Origin of the sequence: Mycobacteroides abscessus ATCC 19977, from assembly GCF_000069185.1 — a bacterium.
Lineage (GTDB): Bacteria > Actinomycetota > Actinomycetes > Mycobacteriales > Mycobacteriaceae > Mycobacterium > Mycobacterium abscessus.
The window spans coordinates 3062432-3082958 of record NC_010397.1 but is presented as its reverse complement, the minus strand read 5'-3'; the positions used below and the strand labels follow the sequence as shown (position 1 = coordinate 3082958).

At 65.0% G+C, this 20527-nt stretch carries 29 protein-coding genes; 11 read left to right on the top strand and 18 right to left on the bottom strand.

Annotated features, from left to right (window positions below; all coding sequences use genetic code 11):
* The first annotated feature begins 12 nt into the window (after window positions 1-12).
* Window positions 13-1062, top strand: coding sequence for a DUF4192 domain-containing protein (locus MAB_RS15370; RefSeq protein ID WP_005111537.1), 1050 nt, complete (start codon window positions 13-15; stop codon window positions 1060-1062).
* Here MAB_RS15370 and MAB_RS15365 read toward each other — a convergent pair.
* The 3 genes from MAB_RS15365 to MAB_RS15355 form a co-directional block, all read right to left on the bottom strand.
* Window positions 1059-1745, bottom strand: coding sequence for an iron-dependent transcriptional repressor DtxR (locus tag MAB_RS15365; RefSeq protein ID WP_005081890.1), 687 nt, complete (start codon window positions 1743-1745; stop codon window positions 1059-1061). The genes MAB_RS15370 and MAB_RS15365 overlap by 4 nt on opposite strands.
* A gap of 101 nt (window positions 1746-1846) precedes the next feature.
* Window positions 1847-2818 carry a sigma-70 family RNA polymerase sigma factor gene (locus tag MAB_RS15360; RefSeq protein WP_005057210.1) on the bottom strand — a complete coding sequence of 324 codons (972 nt, stop codon included), beginning with the start codon at window positions 2816-2818 and terminating at the stop codon, window positions 1847-1849.
* A 147-nt stretch (window positions 2819-2965) separates the two neighbouring features.
* Window positions 2966-3358, bottom strand: a complete 393-nt coding sequence (locus tag MAB_RS15355; protein ID WP_005081892.1) for a DUF3099 domain-containing protein — start codon at window positions 3356-3358, stop codon at window positions 2966-2968.
* Between the two features lie 25 nt (window positions 3359-3383).
* Here MAB_RS15355 and MAB_RS15350 point away from each other — a divergent pair, with 25 nt between their 5' ends.
* The gene (locus tag MAB_RS15350) at window positions 3384-3617 is read left to right on the top strand and encodes a DUF3039 domain-containing protein (protein ID WP_005057213.1); all 234 of its coding nucleotides are present in this window, start codon (window positions 3384-3386) and stop codon (window positions 3615-3617) included.
* Here MAB_RS15350 and MAB_RS15345 read toward each other — a convergent pair.
* Complete coding sequence (locus tag MAB_RS15345) at window positions 3614-4576, bottom strand: YihY/virulence factor BrkB family protein (protein ID WP_005081895.1); 963 nt, start codon at window positions 4574-4576, stop codon at window positions 3614-3616. The two genes, MAB_RS15350 and MAB_RS15345, sit on opposite strands and share 4 nt — an antisense overlap.
* Before the next feature lie 62 nt (window positions 4577-4638).
* Window positions 4639-4833, bottom strand: coding sequence for a DUF7455 domain-containing protein (locus MAB_RS15340; protein WP_005057215.1), 195 nt, complete (start codon window positions 4831-4833; stop codon window positions 4639-4641).
* Between the two features lie 193 nt (window positions 4834-5026).
* On the opposite strand from MAB_RS15340, the gene MAB_RS15335 reads away from it, so the two are divergent.
* From MAB_RS15335 to MAB_RS15320, 4 genes are all read left to right on the top strand, one after another.
* Entirely contained in the window at window positions 5027-5404 is a 378-nt protein-coding gene (locus MAB_RS15335) for a DUF952 domain-containing protein (RefSeq protein WP_005090260.1), read from the top strand.
* 62 nt (window positions 5405-5466) lie between these two features.
* Window positions 5467-6363: an MbnB/TglH/ChrH family RiPP precursor modification enzyme gene (locus tag MAB_RS15330; RefSeq protein WP_005090258.1), complete on the top strand. Its 897-nt coding sequence runs from the start codon at window positions 5467-5469 to the stop codon at window positions 6361-6363.
* The gene (locus MAB_RS15325; protein WP_005090256.1) at window positions 6356-6784 is read left to right on the top strand and encodes an SCO6045 C-terminal-like domain-containing protein; all 429 of its coding nucleotides are present in this window, start codon (window positions 6356-6358) and stop codon (window positions 6782-6784) included. Before MAB_RS15330 ends, MAB_RS15325 begins: the two co-directional genes overlap by 8 nt.
* Window positions 6784-6951, top strand: a complete 168-nt coding sequence (locus MAB_RS15320; protein ID WP_005081906.1) for a hypothetical protein — start codon at window positions 6784-6786, stop codon at window positions 6949-6951. The genes MAB_RS15325 and MAB_RS15320 overlap by 1 nt, the downstream gene beginning before the upstream one ends.
* On the opposite strand, the gene MAB_RS15315 is transcribed toward MAB_RS15320, so the two are convergent.
* From MAB_RS15315 to MAB_RS15305, 3 genes are read right to left on the bottom strand one after another with little or no spacing between them, the layout of a single operon-like run.
* Complete coding sequence (locus MAB_RS15315) at window positions 6948-7613, bottom strand: sterol desaturase family protein (protein WP_005090254.1); 666 nt, start codon at window positions 7611-7613, stop codon at window positions 6948-6950. The genes MAB_RS15320 and MAB_RS15315 overlap by 4 nt on opposite strands.
* Window positions 7610-8338, bottom strand: coding sequence for a FadR/GntR family transcriptional regulator (locus MAB_RS15310; protein ID WP_005081911.1), 729 nt, complete (start codon window positions 8336-8338; stop codon window positions 7610-7612). The genes MAB_RS15315 and MAB_RS15310 overlap by 4 nt, the downstream gene beginning before the upstream one ends.
* A gap of 49 nt (window positions 8339-8387) precedes the next feature.
* Window positions 8388-8774, bottom strand: coding sequence for a RidA family protein (locus MAB_RS15305; protein ID WP_005090251.1), 387 nt, complete (start codon window positions 8772-8774; stop codon window positions 8388-8390).
* 57 nt (window positions 8775-8831) lie between these two features.
* On the opposite strand from MAB_RS15305, the gene MAB_RS15300 reads away from it, so the two are divergent.
* On the top strand, window positions 8832-9662 hold the full coding sequence (locus MAB_RS15300; protein ID WP_005081915.1) for an LLM class F420-dependent oxidoreductase: 831 nt from the start codon (window positions 8832-8834) through the stop codon (window positions 9660-9662).
* Here the strand turns inward: MAB_RS15300 and MAB_RS15295 are convergent.
* From MAB_RS15295 to ppgK, 8 genes are all read right to left on the bottom strand, one after another.
* The gene (locus tag MAB_RS15295; RefSeq protein ID WP_005130168.1) at window positions 9651-10328 is read right to left on the bottom strand and encodes a VOC family protein; all 678 of its coding nucleotides are present in this window, start codon (window positions 10326-10328) and stop codon (window positions 9651-9653) included. The genes MAB_RS15300 and MAB_RS15295 overlap by 12 nt on opposite strands.
* Window positions 10329-10362: 34 nt before the next feature.
* On the bottom strand, window positions 10363-11739 hold the full coding sequence (locus MAB_RS15290; RefSeq protein ID WP_005122918.1) for an FAD-containing oxidoreductase: 1377 nt from the start codon (window positions 11737-11739) through the stop codon (window positions 10363-10365).
* Window positions 11736-12218 carry a membrane protein gene (locus tag MAB_RS15285; protein WP_005111527.1) on the bottom strand — a complete coding sequence of 161 codons (483 nt, stop codon included), beginning with the start codon at window positions 12216-12218 and terminating at the stop codon, window positions 11736-11738. Before MAB_RS15285 ends, MAB_RS15290 begins: the two co-directional genes overlap by 4 nt.
* A gap of 75 nt (window positions 12219-12293) precedes the next feature.
* Complete coding sequence (locus MAB_RS15280) at window positions 12294-12851, bottom strand: methylated-DNA--[protein]-cysteine S-methyltransferase (RefSeq protein WP_005081924.1); 558 nt, start codon at window positions 12849-12851, stop codon at window positions 12294-12296.
* Between the two features lie 46 nt (window positions 12852-12897).
* Window positions 12898-13107 (bottom strand): hypothetical protein, encoded by a 210-nt coding sequence (locus tag MAB_RS15275; protein ID WP_005111525.1) that lies wholly within the window; start codon window positions 13105-13107, stop codon window positions 12898-12900.
* Between the two features lie 21 nt (window positions 13108-13128).
* On the bottom strand, window positions 13129-14070 hold the full coding sequence (locus MAB_RS15270) for a hypothetical protein (protein WP_005057234.1): 942 nt from the start codon (window positions 14068-14070) through the stop codon (window positions 13129-13131).
* Window positions 14071-14253: 183 nt separating this feature from the next.
* Window positions 14254-15729: an RNA polymerase sigma factor gene (locus MAB_RS15265; RefSeq protein ID WP_071997904.1), complete on the bottom strand. Its 1476-nt coding sequence runs from the start codon at window positions 15727-15729 to the stop codon at window positions 14254-14256.
* A 90-nt stretch (window positions 15730-15819) separates the two neighbouring features.
* The gene (gene ppgK / locus MAB_RS15260) at window positions 15820-16623 is read right to left on the bottom strand and encodes a polyphosphate--glucose phosphotransferase (protein ID WP_005081930.1); all 804 of its coding nucleotides are present in this window, start codon (window positions 16621-16623) and stop codon (window positions 15820-15822) included.
* A 160-nt stretch (window positions 16624-16783) separates the two neighbouring features.
* On the opposite strand from ppgK, the gene MAB_RS15255 reads away from it, so the two are divergent.
* A complete protein-coding gene (locus tag MAB_RS15255) occupies window positions 16784-17623 on the top strand; it encodes an inositol monophosphatase family protein (protein ID WP_005093703.1) in 840 nt (279 codons plus the stop codon).
* Here the strand turns inward: MAB_RS15255 and cei are convergent.
* Window positions 17620-18267 (bottom strand): envelope integrity protein Cei, encoded by a 648-nt coding sequence (gene cei, locus MAB_RS15250; protein WP_005069257.1) that lies wholly within the window; start codon window positions 18265-18267, stop codon window positions 17620-17622. The two genes, MAB_RS15255 and cei, sit on opposite strands and share 4 nt — an antisense overlap.
* A 201-nt stretch (window positions 18268-18468) precedes the next feature.
* Here cei and MAB_RS15245 point away from each other — a divergent pair, with 201 nt between their 5' ends.
* Window positions 18469-18771, top strand: a complete 303-nt coding sequence (locus tag MAB_RS15245) for a DUF4193 domain-containing protein (RefSeq protein ID WP_005057245.1) — start codon at window positions 18469-18471, stop codon at window positions 18769-18771.
* A gap of 42 nt (window positions 18772-18813) precedes the next feature.
* Here MAB_RS15245 and MAB_RS15240 read toward each other — a convergent pair whose 3' ends face one another.
* Window positions 18814-19326: a DUF3093 domain-containing protein gene (locus tag MAB_RS15240; protein ID WP_005057247.1), complete on the bottom strand. Its 513-nt coding sequence runs from the start codon at window positions 19324-19326 to the stop codon at window positions 18814-18816.
* On the opposite strand from MAB_RS15240, the gene dut reads away from it, so the two are divergent.
* Together dut and MAB_RS15230 are read left to right on the top strand one after the other, a co-directional pair.
* Window positions 19319-19789 (top strand): dUTP diphosphatase, encoded by a 471-nt coding sequence (gene dut, locus MAB_RS15235; RefSeq protein ID WP_005090230.1) that lies wholly within the window; start codon window positions 19319-19321, stop codon window positions 19787-19789. The genes MAB_RS15240 and dut overlap by 8 nt on opposite strands.
* Window positions 19789-20526 (top strand): DUF3710 domain-containing protein, encoded by a 738-nt coding sequence (locus tag MAB_RS15230; RefSeq protein WP_005111521.1) that lies wholly within the window; start codon window positions 19789-19791, stop codon window positions 20524-20526. Before dut ends, MAB_RS15230 begins: the two co-directional genes overlap by 1 nt.
* Window position 20527: the final 1 nt, after the last annotated feature.

Genomic DNA, 20527 nt, shown 5'->3' with positions numbered 1-20527 from the left:
CACTGTGCGGGCATGACATCACTGATTCCCGGGCCTGCGGGTCGCCCGGATTTTCGCCTGGACCGGCCCTCGGCCTTGATCGCAGCACTTCCGGCAATGCTGGGATTCATTCCCGAGGATTCCCTCGTGGTGGTTACGCTCGCCGACGGACTGATCGAGGCGGTGCTGCGCAGGGATCTGCGTGACCTGGACAACCCTGAACACGCGGCATTCGAAGCGCTGGCCGCCGTGCTCGGGCCCGGGCCGGCCGATGCGGTGATTGCCGTGGTCATCAGTCCCGTCCTCGATGAGCTGGAGGCCGGGGACATCATTCGGCGACTGGCAAAACATCTTGAGTACCATGGCGTTTCGTTGATCGCCGGCCATGTGGTGGACAGGGTTGGAGCGCATGGATGGTGGCGATGCTACGACGGATGCGGGGCGGGCGGGCCCGTCGACGATCCGCAGTGCTCACCGCTGACCGCGGCCGCGGTATTGGCAGGCAGGACGGTGCACCGGCGCCGGGAAGACTTGGTGGCGTTGATCGCGCCGACCGACACGACCCGCACCGCGGCCCTGGCAGTCTCATTGCGCCGCCCCTTTCAAGGGCCGTGCGACACGGCCGCCGCAGACCGGCGTGCCGTGAATCGCGTGATGCGGACGGCATGCCGGGCGGCCGAGTTTCGGCCGCTGTCGAACCGCGAGATACTTGCGATAGCTCGTTCTCTGATGGCGCTGCGTGTGCGAGACACCCTGTGCGCGTTGGCGGTCGGTGCACTGGCCGCGGATGTCGAGCGGCTCTGGTTGGCGCTGAGCAGGCTGCTGCCCCCGCCCTGGCGGGCCGAAGCGCTGGTGCTGCTGGGTTTCAGCGCTTATGTGCGTGGTGATGGCCCGCTGGCGGGTGTTGCCCTGGATGCCGCGCTTATGGCGCAGGCGGATCACCGTCTGGGGCAGTTATTGATGTCCGCGCTGCTTTCCGGGATGCGGCCCGACGAGATCGGTACCTTGGCCGACACCGGTTACCGGATCGCTCACGAGCTGGGAATCAGCCTGCCACCCAGACAGATCCGGCGCGCGGGCTAGACCTTCTCCACCATCACGGCGTGAGCCATCTCGTGGGGCAGCTCGACGCTCTCGTGCCCGGGGATGATGATGATGACGCCATCGGGGGAGGACTCCACGGTCACGCGCGCGTTGGGCACGACACCGGCGTCCTTGAGTCGGGACAACAGGTCGGTGTCGGCCTGCACGTGCTCGGCCAGCCTGCGCACCACCACGGCGACCTGCGATCCCGACGGGATCTCGGTGAGCCGCACCGCGCTGGCACTCTCGGACCTGTCGGCAGGGACGCCGAGCTCGGAAAGTCCGGGGATTGGGTTACCGAACGGCGACGTGGTCGGATTGTTGAGCACCGTGAGCAGACGGCGCTCAACGTCCTCACTCATCACGTGTTCCCAGCGGCATGCCTCGGCGTGCACGTCCTCCCACGGCAACCCGATGATGTCGACCAGCAGGCACTCGGCCAGCCGGTGCTTACGCATCACGGAAACCGCGAGTGCCCGGCCCTTATCGGTGAGTTCCAGATGGCGGTCGCCGGCGACGTTCAGCAGGCCGTCGCGCTCCATGCGTGCCACCGTCTGGCTGACCGTCGGGCCGCTCTGCTCAAGCCTCTCGGCGATGCGGGCACGCAGCGGCACGACGCCCTCTTCCTCGAGGTCGTAGATCGTGCGCAGATACATCTCTGTCGTATCGACAAGATCGTTCACTACTCGCCCCTTACGGTCGTGCTCAGTCTACCGACCTACAACGTAAATCGGGGCGCTGCGCTTCCAGAACGCAGCGCCCCGAGGGCAGGGTAGTAGGTCCACTAGCTCGCGTACGAACGCAGGCGCTCCGCGCGGTCGCCGTGGCGCAGTTTCGCCATGACCTCACGCTCGATCTGGCGCACCCGCTCGCGGGAGAGCCCGAAGAGCTTGCCGATCTGATCCAGCGTCCGCGCCTGTCCGTCATCGAGGCCGTACCGCAGCCGAATGACCTGCTGTTCGCGTTCATCGAGCGTGGCCAGCACGCTGCGCACATCCGAGTGCAGCAGCTCAGCGATGACGGCATTCTCCGCCGACATGGCCTCGGTGTCCTCGATGAAATCACCCAGCGGTGCTTCCTCGTCGGTACCGACCGGCATATCCAGGCTCACCGGATCACGGCTGTGGTCCAGCAGGTCGCCGATCTTTTCCACCGGGATGCCGGACTCTTCGGCAAGTTCCTCGTCGCTGGCCTCGCGGCCGAGCCGCTGGTGCAGCTCGCGCTTGATGCGTGCCAACTTGTTCACCTGCTCCACCAGATGCACGGGCAGGCGGATGGTGCGGCTCTGGTCGGCCATGCCGCGGGTGATGGCCTGGCGGATCCACCACGTGGCGTACGTCGAGAACTTGAAGCCCTTGGCGTAGTCGAACTTCTCCATGGCGCGGATCAAGCCCAGGTTGCCTTCCTGGATGAGATCCAGCAGGGGCATACCGCGGCCGGTGTAGCGCTTGGCGAGCGAGACCACCAGACGCAGGTTCGCTTCCAGCAGATGGCTGCGCGCTGCGTTGCCTTCCCGCACGATCACGGCCAGGTCCTTCTTGCGGGCCTCGCCAAGACGCTTCTTGGTGTCGAGAAGGTGCTGGGCATAGAGCCCCGCCTCAATCCGTTTGGCCAGCTCGACTTCGTCCTCCGCTGTGAGCAGGGCGGTCTTGCCAATGCCGTTCAAATACACCCGAACGAGATCGGCGGCTGGACTCTGGGCGTCCAGATCCTCGGACTCGGTGGTGCGGGCCGGACGGGTGGTGGCGTTTGCCATCGCTGCCTCCTAGTTGATCCGTAAGTCTCATGTGTTGCAACGCCCGGTGGCCCCAGAAAGTTCCTGAGGTTCCCGAACATCGCCGTCATTGACCTGCGGATTCGTCGTTAGCAGCTGAGAATGTCCTGAGAATTGACATAGCTGCCCCTAAGACGGGTCAGCGGAGTCCTGTGGCGGGTGGTGCGGTTGCGGCGCAGAAGCGGTATCGATGGCTCTGCGTTCCGCGGTGGGGAACAGGGCGTGATGCTGCGTCTGGGGGCCGTAGCGGCGCGGCTCCTCGGCTTTCCGGGGTGGGCGATCGTTGGCGATCAGCACAGCCATCCATGGCAGCGGGATAGAGGCCGCCAGGATTGCCAGTGATACCCAGCCGTTGTGCCACACGCTGTAGGCCCAGGCGGCGCCGATGAGCGCCGGGATCCGGAAGGCCATGATCGTCAGATAACGGCGTACCCGGGCGCGATGCTGCTCCTCTACCGAGACCGCAGCCGCGGTGATGAGTACGGGTCGGCCATCGTCATCGAACGACAGCTCTTTTCTCATATCTCCACAATGTCACAATGTAGGAATGGATACGCAGACCCTTGAGCGTCCGGATACCACCGTCGACGAAAGCACCGATAGCGATACGCCGAAGGTCTTCCACTACGTCAAGAAGGACAAGATCGTCGAGAGCGCGGTCATGGGGAACCACGTGGTCGCCCTCTGCGGCGAGGTGTTCCCAGTGACCCGTTCGGCCAAGCCCGGCTCGCCGGTGTGCCCCGACTGCAAGCGCATCTACGAAATGATGAAAAAGGACTAGCAGCCCTCGGGGGACTGTGTGGGGGTTCCGTCGTCCCGGCCGTTCTGGCCGTTCTGGGGACTCAGCCATTCCCGCAGCTGCCGGGCGTGTGTTGCGCCCGCCGGCCAGTTCTCCTCAATCGCGGCATTCAGCTCGGCGCCGAGCACAATCGCGAAGCCGAGCATGAACGCGAACAGCAGGAATGCGATCGGCGTGGCCAGCGCGCCGTAGGTGTATCCGGTGCCGGTGATCCAGTTGAGGTAGAACCGCAGACCCAGGCTGGCGATCGCGAAGAACGTCACGGCCAGTAGCGCGCCGATCCACAGCCGGTGTGAAGGAAGCGGCCGGGGCAGGGATACCCGATACAACAGCGTCACCAGAGCCACCAGCGCGATACCCAACAACGGGAAGTAGCCGTACCGCAGCAGTGAGTTCCACGAGTCGGGGACCACTTCCGCGATCCGCTTGGGGCCCAGTGCCACCATGGGCAATGTCACGACCGCCATCGCCAGCGCGGCCACATACAGCCCCAGCGCAAAGAACCGCTGACGAACGGGGTGACGCAGTGGTGTCTGGTCATGCGCCTCCACCACGGAGTCCACAAAACTCGAAATCGCCGACGAGCCCGCCCACAACGAGATCACAAATCCGATCGACACCACCTCGCCGCGCCCGTCGCGCATGATGTCGATGATTGTGGGCTCGATGATTTCGGTGACGACGCTCTTGCTGAAGACGCTGTTGGCCACCCGGACAAGCCGCTCCTGGATCTCAGGCAGCGTGTCCGGACCGAACAGCGGCCCGACGAAAGTCAGGCTGCCCAAGATGCCCAGCAGCAGCGGCGGCAACGACAACACCTGCCAGAAGGCGGCTTGCGCGGACTGCGCGAAAATTGAGTCGTCCCAACTCTTTACGGCAGTCCGACGCATCACGTGTAAGACGTCCCGACCGAACGAGACATGGCGCGGCTTCTCACTCATGGCCACACCAGCATTCCTGATGGGATGGTCAGTGGTGCTTACCGGGGGTGAAACCGCGGTGACTAATCCTCGAGCGGGCCGCTGATGACCAGCACCGCCGACATGGCCGCCAGCTTCTCGGAGTGCTCATTGGCGTGATGCTGGCAAAAAAGCAGCTCGGCTCCCGACGGGAGTGTGGCGCGGACCCGGGCAGCCGCTCCGCAACGATCGCAGCGGTCAGCCTTCGTCAGCTCTGGACTGGTCAGAGTTGCGTTCATGGCTCCTCCGTATCTCTCCTGAGCTTTGCGGTCCGGTGAACCGCTCGGCGCCTATGTATGTACTTTGTCAGACGTTTGGGGGGTTTCGGTTGTTCCCCACGTGTGTCCGGTGTGTCGCGGCTCACGTCGGGCGTGTTACACGGGCCGTGCAGGGCAGTGAGCCGCCCCCGGCAGTGGAACGGATACTGGTGTGATGCAGTCGAGGGACGCCGACGCGGCCGAACTTCTTCACATGTGTTCCGTCGAGGACTGGGCGCGGGCACGTGCGCTGGGGGAGCATCGGCCCACGTCACTGGCCGAATCCGGGTTTATTCACCTCTCCGCGCCGTATCAGATTCACCTTCCGGCCAACCGCTTGTATCGCGGGAGGTGTGATCTGGTCGTATTGTCTGTTGCCCTGAATCTGCTTGACTGTCCGGTACGTTGGGAACCAGGCGTGCCTAGCGACCCTGAATCGATGCTGTTCCCTCACTTGTACGGACCGCTGCCGATCGCTGCGGTGACTTCCGTAGCGAATTTCCGGCCGGGACCGGATGGCTTTTTCGAGCCGCTGGCACAAACCACTTACTAAGCTATCAACGTGGTAGCTAGACTGGCCTAGTTCGCCGGTCTTGAGATAAGGGGGTAACCGCGGTGGCCTCTTCAAATCACCCGCTTGAGACCGTGCTGGCCGACGAGCCCGTGGTCGGCGCCTGCTGGCGCCCCGAGCTTGCTGCGATGTTCAACCAGGGCGCCGTCACCGACGATTCGCTCAACCTCGCCTTCACCGAGATCGTCGCCGAGAACTTCCGTCCCGGAGAGCTACCCGCCGAACTGACGCGCCTGCGTGAGGCGGGCACCGTAGTGGTGCCGCACGGCGTGTCCTTGGGGCTTGCCGGGGCAGATCTGCCGGACGCCAAGCGCGTCAAGCATCTGGCCGCCCTGGCCGCCGAGCTGAACGCGCCGATGGTCAGCGAGCACGTGGCCTTCGTGCGGGCGGGTTTCGAGAACGGGCGGCACAGCGGTGTGCTCGAGGCCGGACACCTACTGGCCCCGCCACGCACCACGCTGGCTCTCGATGTGCTGGTGGACAATGTGTCACGGGTTCAAGACGATCTCGGTGTGCCGTTGGCGCTGGAAAATGTGGCCACCACTTTGCAATGGCCCGAAAATGAGCTCAGCGAGGCCGATTACCTGCGTGAACTTTCGCGGCGTACCGAATGCTGGCTCGTGCTCGACATTCCCAACCTGTACGCGACGGCGGTGGCCTCGGGCACCGATCCCATCGCGCTGCTGCGTCGTTTCCCGCTTGAACGCGTCGCATATGTGCATATTGCGGGCGGCCGTTTCGAGGGGGACCTGTATTGGGATACCCATGCCGACACCATCATCGAGCCGGTGGCTGATCTGCTGACCGAACTCGTGGCGCTCACTTCGGGCCGCAGCCTGGGCGTGCTGATCGAGCGTGACGGATCGATCGACGAAGCCAGCGTGAGTGCCGACCTGTCGATAGTCCGCCAGGCGATCAAGGCGGGTGTTGTTCATGCTTGATAACCGCGAGGTCCTGCGCCGCCGCCAGCTATCTGTGCTGTCGGATCTGCTGGCGGGCAATGCTCCGTCCGGTTTTGACGAGTACACGGCGCTGACAGCCGGTGCGCAACTGCGGGCCAAGCGACGTTTCGACATGGCCAGTGCGGTGCCGTGGCTCGCGGCAATGCCCAACTGGGAGTATGAATTTGAGCAGTACGCACGGTTGCACTCGATGCAGTGCTGTGTGCTGTGCGATGCCAAGGAATTCCGCGAGTACACCTATGAGCTCCCGCGTCTGCGTGACTGGGTGATGGATCGTGAGGTCTCAGAAGGGCTGCGGCGTATCGCCTTGGTGCATCGCGGCGGTCGGCGCGAACTTCAGGTCGCGTTCGGAAAGAAGTTGCGTTACTTCGCATTACGGCCGGAGCAGGCCGAGGTGTGATGACCGCCGTCATCGTCGCTGTGACGGTGATAGTCCTGCTCGTCGCGGGGCTGGGTTTCTTTGTGGCGACCAATTCGGGTAGCAGGCCTCGTAATCGTGCTGATGGGCCTGATCACCAGGAGAATGGCTATTCCGGTGCCAGTCACGGCCCCGGCTCCGGAAACTAGCCGGTAATGCTGGGCGCGTGCAGGTTTCGCACCGTGGGTGAAGACTTCACCTGCTGCGGATCCGGGAAGGTTCCGAGCAGCCGGTCGGCTGTTCCCGAACTGGTGACCGTGAACCAGTAGTTCTCATTCTTGAAGTGGTGGTATCGGTGGTTGCGCCAGACCGCGCGATAGATTGCACGCCGAGGCTTGTAGTCGGTATGGATCAGGTAGTGCGTCCACTCGTAGAACATCAGGAACAGTGCGATGGCAAGCGCGAAGGTGAGCCCAAGTCCATTGCGTGGGAACATCAATAGGCCTATCGCGGTCACTCCGACGATTACCACGATCAGGCTCGGCCAGGGGATGAACACCAGCGGAACGTCCCGCGGGTCCTGATGATGCAGGCGGTGGTCGCGGGCAAGACGAGAGTCGAGGGTCACTGGTCCGAGTGAACGGGGTCGCCAATGCAAGATGCCGACGTGGATGAGCCATTCGGCGATCGGGGAGATGGCCACGAGTGCGATTGGCACGATCGCATCGGCGATTGACCAGCTGCCCAAGGTAATCCGGCCGATTATCAGGGCGCTGGACCAGGCGAGCAGCATCCACGGCGTGGGGTGCTTGATGAATTCGGCAAGAGCGTCGCGCAGGGTCATGCCCTTGCGGGTAGCGGTGCGGGTCATCTCTCCTTCTCCATCTCACGCAGCAGCTTGTCAAAAGCCTTGGTGCCCAAGGCGAGCATTCCGGCGGCGGCATCCTGTGCGGCGTCAGGGTCCGCCAGTGCGATAGCGTCGGCGAGTGCGCGATAATGGCCGATGTCTCCGACCTCGGCCGCCATCACGTTCACCAGGACATCCAATGCCCGCACATACGAGTCGCGCATGGTGTTGAACACGAGTCGAAATGCGATTGAGTCGGCGGTATCGATGACCAGCTCCCAGAATCCGAGCGCTTGCCACATCCGTTGCAGCGGATCGTCTTCCGCTTCCAACTCGCTGGTCATCGCGCGGAGCCGATCGGCGACACCGGGGGTTTGATGTGCTCGTTGTGCGGCCAGTCGCGCAACCTGAGGGCCGATGATGGCCCGCGCCTCGATGACGCTGGCCAGGGTGCGACGGTCCACATCCCCGCCATACGCCAGTAGCAGCGGCAGCACGTCGAAGCCGGCGTCGCTGCGGTAGTCGCGGATCACCGTCGATCCGCCCTGGCGGATCTGAATCAGCCCCGAACGTTCCAGGCGCCCGAGTGCCTCGCGGACCGCGGCGCGCGACACTCCGAGGGCTTCGGCAAGGGCCCGTTCGCTGGGCAGGGTGTCGCCGGGGATGCGATCTCCGGTGAGAACCTGCGCCGCGAGCTGGCTGAATATCTCGTCGGGTATCGACTGACGCGCGATCGGTTGCAGTGCCATGTCGTGACCGTAACACCTGATTGGTAAGAGGTCTAGTGGTCTGACCAATTTATTCGACGATCGCGTCGGCTTCGATCTCCACGAGCAGCGCCGGATCGATGAGCGCTGACACCTCGACCATCGTGGCGGCCGGTCGAATATCGCCAAAAAACGCACCGTGGACCAAACCGACTTCGCGCCACCGACTGATGTCGGTCACGAAGATGCGGGTGCGCACCACATCACTCAACGAGGCACCCGTCTGGCTAAGCGCCGACTCGATGCGGCGCAGTACCTCGTGGGTCTGTTCGGCGATGTCATCACCTCCTGCCGGCGGTTGGTTCGGGCGGGCCGCGGTGGTGCCGGCGACGGCGATATGCGCGCCAACCCGTACCGCCCGCGAGTATCCGACTGCCGCTTCCCACTCACCGTCCGACGAGATCCTGAAACGTCCCATGGCGGGCAGCGTAGGCGGCGGGGAATATCGCGGGCGATCGAATAATTGGACTGCCATGTGACTGATCGCATTCGCATTGGCATACAGCTCCGGCCGGCCAAGACGCAGAGCTACAAGCAGTGGCGTGATGCTGTGCTCCGCGCGGAGGACAAGGGCGCGGACGTCATCTTCGGCTACGACCATTTCCATTGGCCCGCCGGCACGCTGAGCAGCCAAGGCGTGGTGCTCGACGAGGTGCAACCCGATGTCAACAACTTTGAGGGCTGGACCGCCTTAGGATCGTGGGCCGAGGTCACCTCGCGTGCGGAGATAGGGCTGCTGGTGACGGGTGTGGGTTACCGCAATCCCGATCTGCTGGCAGACATGGCTCGCACCGTCGACCACATCAGTGGTGGCCGGCTGATTCTGGGGGTCGGTGCCGGTTGGTACGAACGGGACTACACCACCTACGGGTACGACTTCGGAACCACCGGATCGCGTTTCGACTTGTTCGAGGACAGCCTGGTCCGGATTGAGAGCCGCTTGGGTCAGTTGCTACCGCAGCCGGTGCGTCCGATCCCCATCCTGATCGGTGGCGGCGGTGAGAAGCGCACCATCCCGTTGGTGGCCCGGCACGCTCATATCTGGCATGCGTTTGGCGATATCGACACCTATCGCCGTAAGAACAGCGTCCTGATTGCCGAAGCCGACCGAATCGGTCGCGACCACAACGAGATAGAACGCTCCACCAGCTGGGGGCTGGATCCTGAGCGCGGGCTCACCGCGGCAGAGGCGGATGCCTACGTCGAGGTGGGGGCGAGGTTGTTCACCGTCGGGATCGACGCCGACAACGGTTATGACCTGTCAGTGCTCGACGCGCCGTTGGCCTGGCGTGACTCACGCTCCTAACGGCCGCGGCTGCACGAGATAGTGCTCGCCGATTTCCAGCGCAGTGGGTATGTCGGCGGTGACGACAATATGAGCGGCAGCCGGTGCACCCCGATTCTCGGGGCGCCAGGTGGCGTCGGCCGGCACCAGGATGAACAGGCCGTCGTGGTCGCCCACCGGGCCGAACCGGGGATTTGGTTCGCCGAAAGGCAATAGTCCGAGCGTGTCACGCAGCTGTAGCTGGGTCTGCAGCACATCCGGAACTCCGAAGCCGACTTCGCTGATGTACCGGATATCACCGACACCGAAGGCGCGCTCGATCCGGTTGTCGAGGACATTGCGCTCGATCAGCTCGAGTACTGCGTCGTCGGGCCCGGCGAAGTAGATGCTGCGCGCCCGCCAGTGGGGCGGGCAGTCGAACTCGTCGTGCCATTCACCGTCGGCCTGCAGGGTGACCCGCCGTGACAGCCACTGCTTGGCGGATGCCAGGCTTCCCGCGGGAATGGTGAAGGCGATGTGATGCGCGCCGTGATACGCAGGGCCGGGCACCATGGTCAGCGTGCTGTCGCCGATACTTACCGTGGCTCTGTCTGGAGCCAGTTGCACTGGCAATCCTAGAGTTTCGGAGTAGAAGCGCGCGGCCCCCGGAAGGTCCGTAGCCGTGATCTGCACATCCCGAATCCTCATGGCAGCTACGCTATTTTCTCAAGTGCACTTGAGGTCAAATCAGCGGCTGAAGCTCACCCAAGATCGTCGGCAGGAACTCCGCCACAGTGGGGTGGATATGGACGGTGCGCTGCAATTGTCGCGCGGGAATGCCGTACTGCATGGTGTCGAGCAAGCAGTGCACCACCTCATCGCCACCCACGCCGAGGATCGTCGCGCCCAGAATGAGATCGGAGTCCGCGTCGACCAAAACCTGCATATAGCCGTCGGTTTCACCTTTTTCCAGGGCGCGGCCGACGTGGCTCATCGGCTTGCGTCCGACCAGCAGGGAGCGCCCCGAAGCGCGTGCCTGCGCCTCGGTCATGCCCACTCGTCCGAGGGGCGGATCGGTGTACAGCGCGTAGCACGGCAGCCTATCGGTGACGCGTCGCGGATCGTCGTCCAGAAGGTTCGCGGCGACGATCTCGAAATCGTTGTACGAGGTATGTGTGAAGGCGCCACGGCCGTTGCAGTCGCCGAGCGCCCAGATCCCCGGTGTGCTCGTGCGCAACTGATCGTCGACCGTGATGTACCCGCGGGCGTCGGTGGCAACCCCGGCGTTCTCCAGGCCTAGGTCGTCGGTGTTCGGGCGGCGTCCCACCGCCACGAGCACATGAGACCCCACCACCTTGGGCGCACCGTCCGTGCAATCGACGCCCACGGCAACACCCTCGTCATGGCGTGCCAGGTTGATACAGGAGGCATTGAGACGGAAGGTGATTCCCTCACGCTCGAGGACCTCCTGAATGATCGCCGACGCGTCGGGGTCTTCACGCTCCACCAGCCGAGGCCCGCGGTGCACCACCGTGACCTGGCTGCCGAACCGGCGGTAGATCTGTGCGAATTCCAGGCCGACGTAGCTGCCTCCGATCACCACGAGATGCTCCGGTATCCCGTCGTACTCGATCAGTGAGCTGTTGGTGAACAGCGGGACGTCATCGACCCCGGGCCAGTCAGGGACCACCGCGCGGCCGCCGACGTTCAGGAAAATCCTTTCGGCGGAGATGATCTCGTCGCCCACGGAAAGTTCGGTCGGGGATAGAAAGCTCGCGTGTTCGTGGTAGATCGCGCAACCCAGGTCCTTGAGCCACGTCTGTCCGCCGTTGCGTGAGGGCAGGATCACCGCATCCTTGCGTTCCCGTACCCGGACCATGTCCATGCTCACGGAGCCATCGACGACGACGCCCCAGCGTGCGGCCTCACGCGCCATATGGGCGGCATGGGCGCTGGCGACCAGTGCCTTGGTGGGCCGGCATCCGGTGTTCACGCAGGTGCCGCCGAACAGGTGCCGTTCCACGATCGCCACGGTCAGACCCGCCCCGCGCAGCCGTGCGGCCAGCGAAGGGCCGGCCTGCCCGGCACCCACCACGACAGCATCGAAATGTGTGCTCACGTGGCCAGTCCCGCGGTGATCGCGAGGGCCGCCGCCACGGTGATCGCGTCCTCGATGAGTGCGGCCGGCAGGTCCTTACCGAAGGCGGTGGCCAATGCTCCGCGTGCCCAGGCTCCACCGAGCGTTCCGATCACCGCGCCGATCGCACCCAGTACGAGGCCGATGAGGAGCCCGGGGGAGGTGTCGTGCGCCAGCGTGCCGAATACCGCACCGTAGAAGGCACCCAATACCATGCGTGCCGCGAATGCCGGCGGCGCCTTTCGGCTGGGCGTCTTGGGCAGTTTGTCGTTGACGATCTCGCCGGCGGCCAACACGGTGGCGATGATGGCCACGACGAGGCTTGCCAGAAAAGAAGCCCAGGTGCCCTCCAGGAGAAGGCATTTAGCGAAGGCTGCCCAGCTCAACACGGCCAGTGGGGTCATCGCGCGCAGGCCCGCGACGATTCCGATGAGAAGCGCAGCTACGTACAGACCTGTCATGGGTTCTCCCGATGCGTAAGCCGGTGATCTTGCGAGAGCTGGGCTCGAGCCTAGACCGGTGATGGGGCTTGCGCGTCAGAACAGCGTGGGGTCGTCGAAACCGGGGGTGTGCTCGAGCCGCAACAGTTCGCGTTTGGTCACTACGCCGCCGTAGGCGGAGAAGCCGTGCAGACTGCGATCGGCGGCAAGCACCCGGTGGCAGGGGACAAGGAGCGGAATCGGGTTGCGTCCCAAAGACTGTCCGACGGCCTGTGCGGCGCCCGGCTCACCCACCGAGGCCGCCACCTCACCGTAACTGCGGGTCCTGCCCGGACCGATGGCTCGCGTCGCCGCGTAGACCTCGCGATCGAAGTCGGTGGTGCCGTCCAGATCCAGCCGGGCCCACTGCAGATCATCGTCGTCGCCGGCGAGCACGCGGCGAATTCCGTCAATCGCCTGGGCCACGAAGTCAGGTGGCGCCAGCTCGCTGCCCGCAGGACGCCGGATCCTGGCAAGGGTCGCGGCGTCGTCGCGTTCGGGCAGCTGTAACGCGACGATGCCCCTGTCGCTCCACGCGATAGCACAGCTGCCGATAGCGGTATCGAAAAAGCAGTGGCCGACGGTGCTCACGCTGCCCAGTATGGCCGGACCCACTGACAGATCGAACTCGCCGGTGGGTCCGTGCCGTGCGGTGCGGCCGTCATTCCAGCGCGCGCCGCAGCTCCGCGATCGCGGCTGCCTTCTCCTCGGCGGTCAGATCGGGATCGCTCGTGACGATCTCGATCTTGTGCTCGATGTGCGCGCGCTCATCTGCGTCCTCGCGGTGCGTGCGGCTGAGTTCTTCGAACTGCCGGCGCCGGTCGGCGATGGGACCGCCACCAGGAGGGGGAGATGATCCGTCATTCTTCATGAACGGCTACTTCCTACTCGGTCAACTCTTGACCACGAACGAGTAGTTCGGGTCCAGGAACAGCGGAGAGAAGCCGTGCCCGTCATTGCGTACGGTCGAGTCGGCCGCACGCAACAGCGCCCATTGTCCCCAGTTGCCGGCCGCGTCGCGGCCGACCAGCATCGTGTTCAGGAACCCGAGCCAGCGGGTGTTCGTGTAGCTGTTCTGGAACGTTTCCACGATCGGACCCCAGCTGCCCACCCAGCCCGACGTCTGTTCTGCGGTGGAGGACTGATAGTCGAAGCGGTACACCAGATCCCAGCGGTTCGCCGCCCGGTTGTGCAGCAGCACCTCGTTGCGCCACCGGTTGGGGGCGATTTCGAATGATTGATTCCACACGAGCAGCGTCTGCAGGCCCCAGCCGTGTGAGGAGGTGCTCCGCAGGTACGACGTCAGATTCGCGAACGGGATATCGGTCTGCCAGTGGTCCGAACGTGCCCAGTCGAACACCTTGAACCGGGCGATGTCCTGTGCGTGGTACGACACAAACGCCTCCACACCCTTCTGAGCCCGGTTGGTGGCGGTCAGATACAGATAGTCGGCCACATTCCCGCCGGGCTGGTGGGGGCAGACGATCTCGTAGTAGAACGCGGTGCCCCGCGCGAAACGGGTGCGGAAGCTGTTCGTGTAGAACATCCCGTAGCCGACACCGCCCGGCGGCGGGGCTACCGCTGCGGCCAGCTGGGCGCTGTCCGCCAGCCCCGCGGCCTCGGCCAGCGTCTGCTCGCCTTCATACCGGGTAGCCGCCGAAAGTTTCGGATGGGATTGCAGCACAGCCAGCTTCGATGCCAGGAACGCGCGTTCTGCGCTGGGATCCCTGGGCGTCTCCGCCGTCAGTTTGCGGAACTTGCTGCGGCGATCGGCGACGTCACCGTCCAGCGGCGGCTGGGGTGCGGTCACTTCCTTCTCGAGTGTTGCGGTCATGGCGTGTCCTTCGGTTCCGCCCGATGACTGTCACCGGGGTGGAACCATGCTGTGGCCGCGGCCCGCCGCTTCACCTGCGTAGCGGGCTACTCGATTTCACTCAAATACGGCGAGCGTGAAGCCAGTGCGGAAAATCGGTGGGAATCCCGCAATGGCTTCACGCTCGGCGCGAAAGGGAACGGCTTAGTCCAGGTAGTCGCGCAGCACCTGTGAACGGCTCGGGTGGCGCAGCTTGGACATGGTCTTGGACTCGATCTGCCGGATGCGCTCGCGGGTGACCCCGTACACCTGACCGATCTCGTCGAGCGTGCGCGGCTGACCGTCGGTGAGGCCGAAGCGCAGACGCACCACGCCGGCCTCGCGCTCGGACAGGGTCTCCAGCACCGACTGCAGCTGATCCTGCAGCAGGGTGAAGGACACCGCGTCCACGGCGACCACGGCCTCGGAGTCTTCGATGAAGTCGCCGAGCTGCGAGTCGCCCTCGTCGCCGATGGTCTGGTCCAGCGAGATGGGCTCACGCGCGTACTGCTGGATTTCCAGCACCTTCTCCGGCGTGATGTCCATTTCCTTGGCCAGCTCTTCGGGCGTGGGCTCGCGACCCAGGTCCTGTAGCAGCTCACGCTGGATACGGCCGAGCTTGTTGATGACCTCGACCATGTGCACGGGGATACGAATGGTGCGGGCCTGGTCGGCCATCGCGCGGGTGATGGCCTGACGGATCCACCAGGTGGCGTACGTCGAGAACTTGTAACCCTTTGTGTAGTCGAACTTCTCGACCGCCCGGATCAGACCCAGGTTGCCTTCCTGAATCAGGTCCAGGAACGCCATGCCGCGGCCGGTGTAGCGCTTGGCCAGCGAGACCACCAGGCGCAGGTTGGCTTCCAGCAGATGGTTCTTGGCGCGGTCTCCGTCGCGGCAGATCCACATCATGTCGCGGCGCTGCGCGGCGGGAAGCTTCTCGCCCTTCTCGGTCAGCTCGGTGACGATTTGCGTCGCGTACAGCCCGGCCTCGATCCGCTTGGCCAGCTCAACTTCCTCTTCGGCGTTGAGCAGCGCCACCTTGCCGATCTGCTTGAGGTAGGCACGCACCGAGTCCGCGGAGGCGGTGAGCTCGGCATCCTTGCGGGCCTGGCGCAGCGCCTCGGACTCTTCTTCGTCCCAGACGAAATCGCCTGAAGCCTTGTCTTTCTCGGAGGGCTCGTCGTCGCCGTCAGCTTCTGCCTCGGGCTCGGGCTCGGCAGCGGCTTCGGCGAGGTCGGCCTCGATATCGGCGTCGTCGGCGAGGTCGGTGTCCAAGTCATCGCCGGGCTCGATGTCGGCGTCATCGGCGGCGCCCTGCGGCTCGAGAGCGGGATCGGTTGCCTTGGCAGCGGCCTTCTTGGCCGGCGCTTTCTTGGCCGGTGCCTTCTTGGCGGGCGCCTTGGTGGCGGCCTTCGCGGGGGCCTTCTTGGCCGGTGCCTTCTTGGCGGGCGCCTTGGTGGCGGCCTTCGCGGGGGCCTTCTTGGCCGGCGCTGCCTTGGTGGCGGTGGTGTTCGAAGGTGTCTCGGCGGTGGCCTGCGTTACCGGAGCTGCTTTCGTGGCTGCCACGTACGCCCTTTCCTGGCTACTTCTTCGACGCGCATGGGCATGCAAAATCGAGAATTTGGCTGTCTGCTTGATGTTCGTCGCCGCGGGGGAACACCTGCGTGGCCCTGCGTGCGGCTATCTGAGTGCCATTGTAACGACAAGAGTGCAGAACCTGTGAAAAAGCTAAGGCGAAACGCCAGCGTGTGCGGCCATCGCCGCGCCGACGATCCCCGCGGTGTTCTGCAGCGCAGCGGCCACGACGGGTGTGCGGTTGGTCAGCAGCGGCACCCATTTGTCGGCCTTGCGGCTGATACCGCCGCCCACGATGAACAGATCCGGCCACAGCGCGTTCTCGACCGCTTCCAGCACCTTGGTGACCTCGGGCGCCCACTGCTTGTAGCTCCAGTCGTTCTTTTCCTTGACCGATGACGCCGCGCGGTGCTCGGCCTCCATGCCGTCCACCTGGATATGTCCGAACTCGGTATTGGGCAACAGGATTCCGTTGTGCAGGACGGCAGAGCCGATCCCGGTTCCGAACGTCAGCAGGACCACGACACCCGACTGATCCTTGCCCGCGCCGTATCGGTCCTCGGCCAGCCCGGCGGCATCGGCATCGTTGAGGACGGTGACGGTTTGACCCCCAAGTTCGGTGCTGATGATGTCGTGGACGTTGACGCCCAGCCACGATTTGTCGACGTTGGCGGCGGTGCGCGCCTCGCCGCGCACGATCACGCCGGGGTACGTCACACCGACGGGCCCGGTCCAGGAGAAATCACGCACGACTCTGGCAATGGTCTCTGCGACAGCCTTCGGCGTGGCGGGCTGAGGTGTGGGGTACTTGACCCGCTCGCCGACCATCTCGCCGGTCGTCAGATCCACGATCGCACCCTTGATCCCACTGCCGCCGACGTCGATGCCGAACGCCTGCTGAGGCGTGTTGGAGGGGTCCGCCGCGGTTGCGGCCGGTGCGGAGTCGGTGGCTGTCATCGGCGCTCCCTTGGTCCTGGATCTACGCGGCTGGCACACGCGGGCAGCGAACACAGCCGGAACACACTGAATGCGAATGACACCCTAATGCCCGTCGGGACGCCGCGCGTGTCGCTGTCGGCTGTGCTGCGATAGACGCGTGGGAATCGAAGCGGGAGCGTTGCGTTCGGTGGCGGTGCGGCTGGCCTCCGAGGCCGCCGAATTTGTGCGGCATCGACGTGGCACCGTCGATTGGACGGCGTCCGTGCGCACCAAGAGTTCCGAGACAGATCCGGTGACCCTCGTGGACACCGATTGTGAACGGCTGCTGCGCCGCCGGCTGGCCTCGCTTCGGCCCGACGACGCGATCCTGGGTGAGGAAGACGGGGAGAGTGCGGGCGGCTCGTTGTCCGGCCGCTCCGGACAACCGTCCGGTGTGCGTTGGGTGATCGATCCGATCGACGGCACCGTCAATTTCGTCTACGGAATTCCGGCGTACGCGGTCTCTGTGGCCGCTCAGGTGGGCGGGGTGACCGTGGCCGGTGCGGTAGCCGACGTGGTGGCCGATCGTGTCTTCTCGGCGGCCTCAGGTGCCGGTGCGACGGTCCGCGAGGCGAACGGTCTGCAGCGTCCGCTGGCGTGCAATCCGGTCCGGGAAACCCGGCTCGCCTTGGTGGCCACGGGATTCGCGTACTCGACGGTGCGGCGGGAACGCCAGGCGCACCTGGTGGCCCAGCTGCTGCCACGGGTGCGCGACGTCCGGAGGATCGGGTCGGCCGCGCTGGATCTGTGTGCAGTGGCGGAGGGGCGTGTCGACGCCCAGTACGAACATGGTCTGGGGCCATGGGACTGGGCCGCGGGTGCGCTCATCGCGCGCGAGGCCGGCGCGGTGGTGATCCTGCCCGGCCCGGACACGCGCAGCGCCGCGGGTGCGCTGATCGCGGCCACGGCACCCGGAATCGCCGGTGAATTCGGTCAGTTGTTGGCCGATATCGGTGCGACGGCACCGATACCCGGCTAGCAGGTGCTCTGCCGCGCCCGGCTGATCAGATCCGAGTTGGCCTGGCTACCGGGTTTGAGGCTGTTCAGTGCCGAGGTGACGGCATTACCGGACGCGAGTTCGGTGAACTCACTGCCGAGTGCCAGATCCACCGAGTCGTCGGACCGCGTGTCCTCCACGAACTCGACGCACGGGGCCACCAGCGACAATGTCAGCGCGTTGGCGTATCCGGATTCACCGAATCGGATCTGCCCCACGCAGTTCAGGCGGGATCCACTGGGGTAGAAGGGGTCGTTATCGGCGGTTGGCGCGGGAAAGCCCAGATCGCGCAGCGATGCGGACACCTCGCCGGCCTGACCGGCCTGGCCGTTGGCATTGAGCACGCGGACTCTCACGTCGTTGAGCGTCGCGGCGCTGGTTCCCGTCAGCGACGAACGCGACACCGGCTTGCCGATGGTTCCGGAGCCGGGTTCGGTCTGCGCCGCGGGCGGATTGCACGCGGTTGCCTCCTTGACCGGCGCTTCGCGGGTCAGTGCCGAGGCCCAGACGAAGACCGTGACGGCCAGCAACGCGATGCCGAGGATGAGTGCTGGCAAATAGTTCCGGCGTCGGAACGGGCGTCCGTCCTTGTCGACCGAGGTGCCCTCGGTGATGTCTGCGACCACGGATGGCACTCTAGGCCAGCGGACTTCCCGGCGACAGACGGCGAAGTAGACGGTGCGTCCACTACCGTGTGATGTAAATCACACAAAGAACCCGGGCTATCCGGGCACTAATAGTTGGTGGTGTCCGTTTCAGCCTGGTACAAAGCCTTGCTGCGCCTATGCAGAAGCTTGATGACGAGATGTTGATAAGGGGATGGACGCATGGCTACCGACTACGACGCTCCGAGGCGATCCGACGCCGACGATGTGTCAGAGGACTCGTTAGAGGAGCTCAAGGCTCGTCGTAACGAAGCACAGTCGGCGGTGGTCGATGTCGATGAGGCGGAAACCGCCGAATCGTTCGAGCTACCAGGTGCCGACCTGTCCGGCGAGGAACTTTCGGTGCGGGTTATCCCGAAGCAGGCCGACGAGTTCACCTGTTCGAGCTGCTTCCTGGTGCATCACCGCAGCCGGCTGGCCAGTGAGAAGAATGGCCAGCTGATCTGCACCGACTGCGCGGCCTGAGAGTCTGCGCTAGTCACGGCCCGGCCGTCGGCCAGCCACGGACTAGCTACGCAGGGCAGCCAGCAGTCGATCGGGGTGGCGGCTGCTCACCAGCCAGTAGGGCGTGGGGTCGTCGGCATCGTTTAGGACCACCAGCACCATCGGGCCGATCCATGCCCGGTGCACGACGAAGGCCGCCGGGTCGAGCTGCCGGCCCAGTGCGGCGCTTTTGGCGGTGGCGGGGATCGCCGCCGACTTGGCGATCACGCTCACCGGAAGATGTGCCGATCCGGCCCGCAGCTCCGGGGTGCCGTCCGGTCCGGCGGCGACCTCCACGCGGATCCGGCTGAACCACAACAAGACTCCTGCCACGATCGCGAACAGGATCGGGTACGGCACCCAGCTGGGCAGCTGCCGCAGGCCCTGGTTGACCTCCAGGCCAAGGAGTGTTGCCGCGCCGAAGCCGGGCAGCGCCCACCACCATGGAACCCACAACCGCTCGAGATAGCGGATATCGGTCGTGTTGCTGGGAGATGCCATCACGCGGCCAAGGGTAGTCTGGGCGATCGTGCCCACACCTACGAGATTGGCGATTGTTCGCCTCGATCGAGAGCTTCCCCTGCCTTCCCGTGCACATGCCGACGACGCGGGGGTTGATCTCTACAGCGCCGAGGACGTGGTGATCGAGCCCGGCCGCCGGACACTGGTGGGCACCGGTATCGCCGTAGCCATCCCGTCGGGGATGGTCGGCTTGGTGCACCCGCGCTCGGGTCTGGCTGCACGCGTGGGTCTTTCGATCGTCAACAGCCCCGGAACAATTGATGCCGGATATCGTGGCGAGGTGAAGGTCAACCTGATTAACCTGGATTCGGAGGTCCCGATCGTCATTGCTCGTGGCGACCGGATCGCGCAGCTGCTGGTTCAGCAGGTTGAGTTGCCCGAACTGGTTGAGGTGGATTCATTTGACGAGGCCGGTCTGGCCGTGACCACGCGCGGTGCGGGTGGATACGGGTCCAGCGGCGGACATGCGAGTTTGTGATGGCTTTACACCGCAGTGGTGGTCTCAACGACCTGGATGACACGGCCGATGCTTCGGGCGAAACATTCGACGGCCCATACGAAATCGAGGATTTCGATAGTCCGGAGGACGCCGGGGTCGGACGCTTGGACCTGGGATCGGTGCTCATTCCGGTTCCTGAAACCGGACAGATTCAGGTCGAGCTGACCGCGGCGGGTGCGCCCGGTGCGGTTTTCGTGCTCACGCCCAACGGGCGCTACTCGGTGGCTGCCTATGCCGCACCGAAGTCGGCCGGTTTGTGGCGCGAGATCGCCGGTGAGCTGGCCGAGTCGCTGCGCAAGGAGGCGGCCGAGGTCTCTATCGCCGACGGTCCGTGGGGCCGCGAGGTCGTGGGCGCCGCCCAGGGCGGCTCCGTACGCTTCATCGGAGTCGACGGCTATCGCTGGATGATCCGCTGCGTGCTGCAGGGCCCCGCGGAGACCTTCGACGCCCTGGCCGACGAGGCGCGCGAGGCCGTGGCCGACACGGTGGTCCGGCGTGATGACAGCCCCTATCCGGTGCGCACCCCGTTGCCGGTTGTGCTGCCCGAGCCCATGCTGGAGCAGCTGCAACAGGCGCAGGCGCAGGCGATGGCCCAGGCAGAAGCAGAGGCTCCCGCGCAGGAACCGGCTCCGCAGGACGACCCGACGCCCGCGGCGCGACGCAGCGTCGCCGGGTCGGCCATGCAGCAGCTGCGTTCCACCATCACCGGCGGGTAGA

What these genes read in the sequence shown, in the direction of transcription:
- MAB_RS15370 (WP_005111537.1), top strand. Translation starts at nt 13, where the DNA reads ATGACATCACTGATTCCCGGGCCTGCGGGTCGCCCGGATTTTCGCCTG.
- MAB_RS15360 (WP_005057210.1), bottom strand. Translation starts at nt 2,818, where the DNA reads ATGGCAAACGCCACCACCCGTCCGGCCCGCACCACCGAGTCCGAGGAT.
- MAB_RS15355 (WP_005081892.1), bottom strand. Translation starts at nt 3,358, where the DNA reads ATGAGAAAAGAGCTGTCGTTCGATGACGATGGCCGACCCGTACTCATC.
- MAB_RS15350 (WP_005057213.1), top strand. Translation starts at nt 3,384, where the DNA reads ATGGATACGCAGACCCTTGAGCGTCCGGATACCACCGTCGACGAAAGC.
- MAB_RS15345 (WP_005081895.1), bottom strand. Translation starts at nt 4,576, where the DNA reads ATGAGTGAGAAGCCGCGCCATGTCTCGTTCGGTCGGGACGTCTTACAC.
- MAB_RS15340 (WP_005057215.1), bottom strand. Translation starts at nt 4,833, where the DNA reads ATGAACGCAACTCTGACCAGTCCAGAGCTGACGAAGGCTGACCGCTGC.
- MAB_RS15335 (WP_005090260.1), top strand. Translation starts at nt 5,027, where the DNA reads ATGCAGTCGAGGGACGCCGACGCGGCCGAACTTCTTCACATGTGTTCC.
- MAB_RS15325 (WP_005090256.1), top strand. Translation starts at nt 6,356, where the DNA reads ATGCTTGATAACCGCGAGGTCCTGCGCCGCCGCCAGCTATCTGTGCTG.
- MAB_RS15320 (WP_005081906.1), top strand. Translation starts at nt 6,784, where the DNA reads ATGACCGCCGTCATCGTCGCTGTGACGGTGATAGTCCTGCTCGTCGCG.
- MAB_RS15315 (WP_005090254.1), bottom strand. Translation starts at nt 7,613, where the DNA reads ATGACCCGCACCGCTACCCGCAAGGGCATGACCCTGCGCGACGCTCTT.
- MAB_RS15310 (WP_005081911.1), bottom strand. Translation starts at nt 8,338, where the DNA reads ATGGCACTGCAACCGATCGCGCGTCAGTCGATACCCGACGAGATATTC.
- MAB_RS15305 (WP_005090251.1), bottom strand. Translation starts at nt 8,774, where the DNA reads ATGGGACGTTTCAGGATCTCGTCGGACGGTGAGTGGGAAGCGGCAGTC.
- MAB_RS15295 (WP_005130168.1), bottom strand. Translation starts at nt 10,328, where the DNA reads ATGAGGATTCGGGATGTGCAGATCACGGCTACGGACCTTCCGGGGGCC.
- MAB_RS15285 (WP_005111527.1), bottom strand. Translation starts at nt 12,218, where the DNA reads ATGACAGGTCTGTACGTAGCTGCGCTTCTCATCGGAATCGTCGCGGGC.
- MAB_RS15275 (WP_005111525.1), bottom strand. Translation starts at nt 13,107, where the DNA reads ATGAAGAATGACGGATCATCTCCCCCTCCTGGTGGCGGTCCCATCGCC.
- MAB_RS15270 (WP_005057234.1), bottom strand. Translation starts at nt 14,070, where the DNA reads ATGACCGCAACACTCGAGAAGGAAGTGACCGCACCCCAGCCGCCGCTG.
- ppgK (WP_005081930.1), bottom strand. Translation starts at nt 16,623, where the DNA reads ATGACAGCCACCGACTCCGCACCGGCCGCAACCGCGGCGGACCCCTCC.
- MAB_RS15245 (WP_005057245.1), top strand. Translation starts at nt 18,469, where the DNA reads ATGGCTACCGACTACGACGCTCCGAGGCGATCCGACGCCGACGATGTG.
- MAB_RS15230 (WP_005111521.1), top strand. Translation starts at nt 19,789, where the DNA reads ATGGCTTTACACCGCAGTGGTGGTCTCAACGACCTGGATGACACGGCC.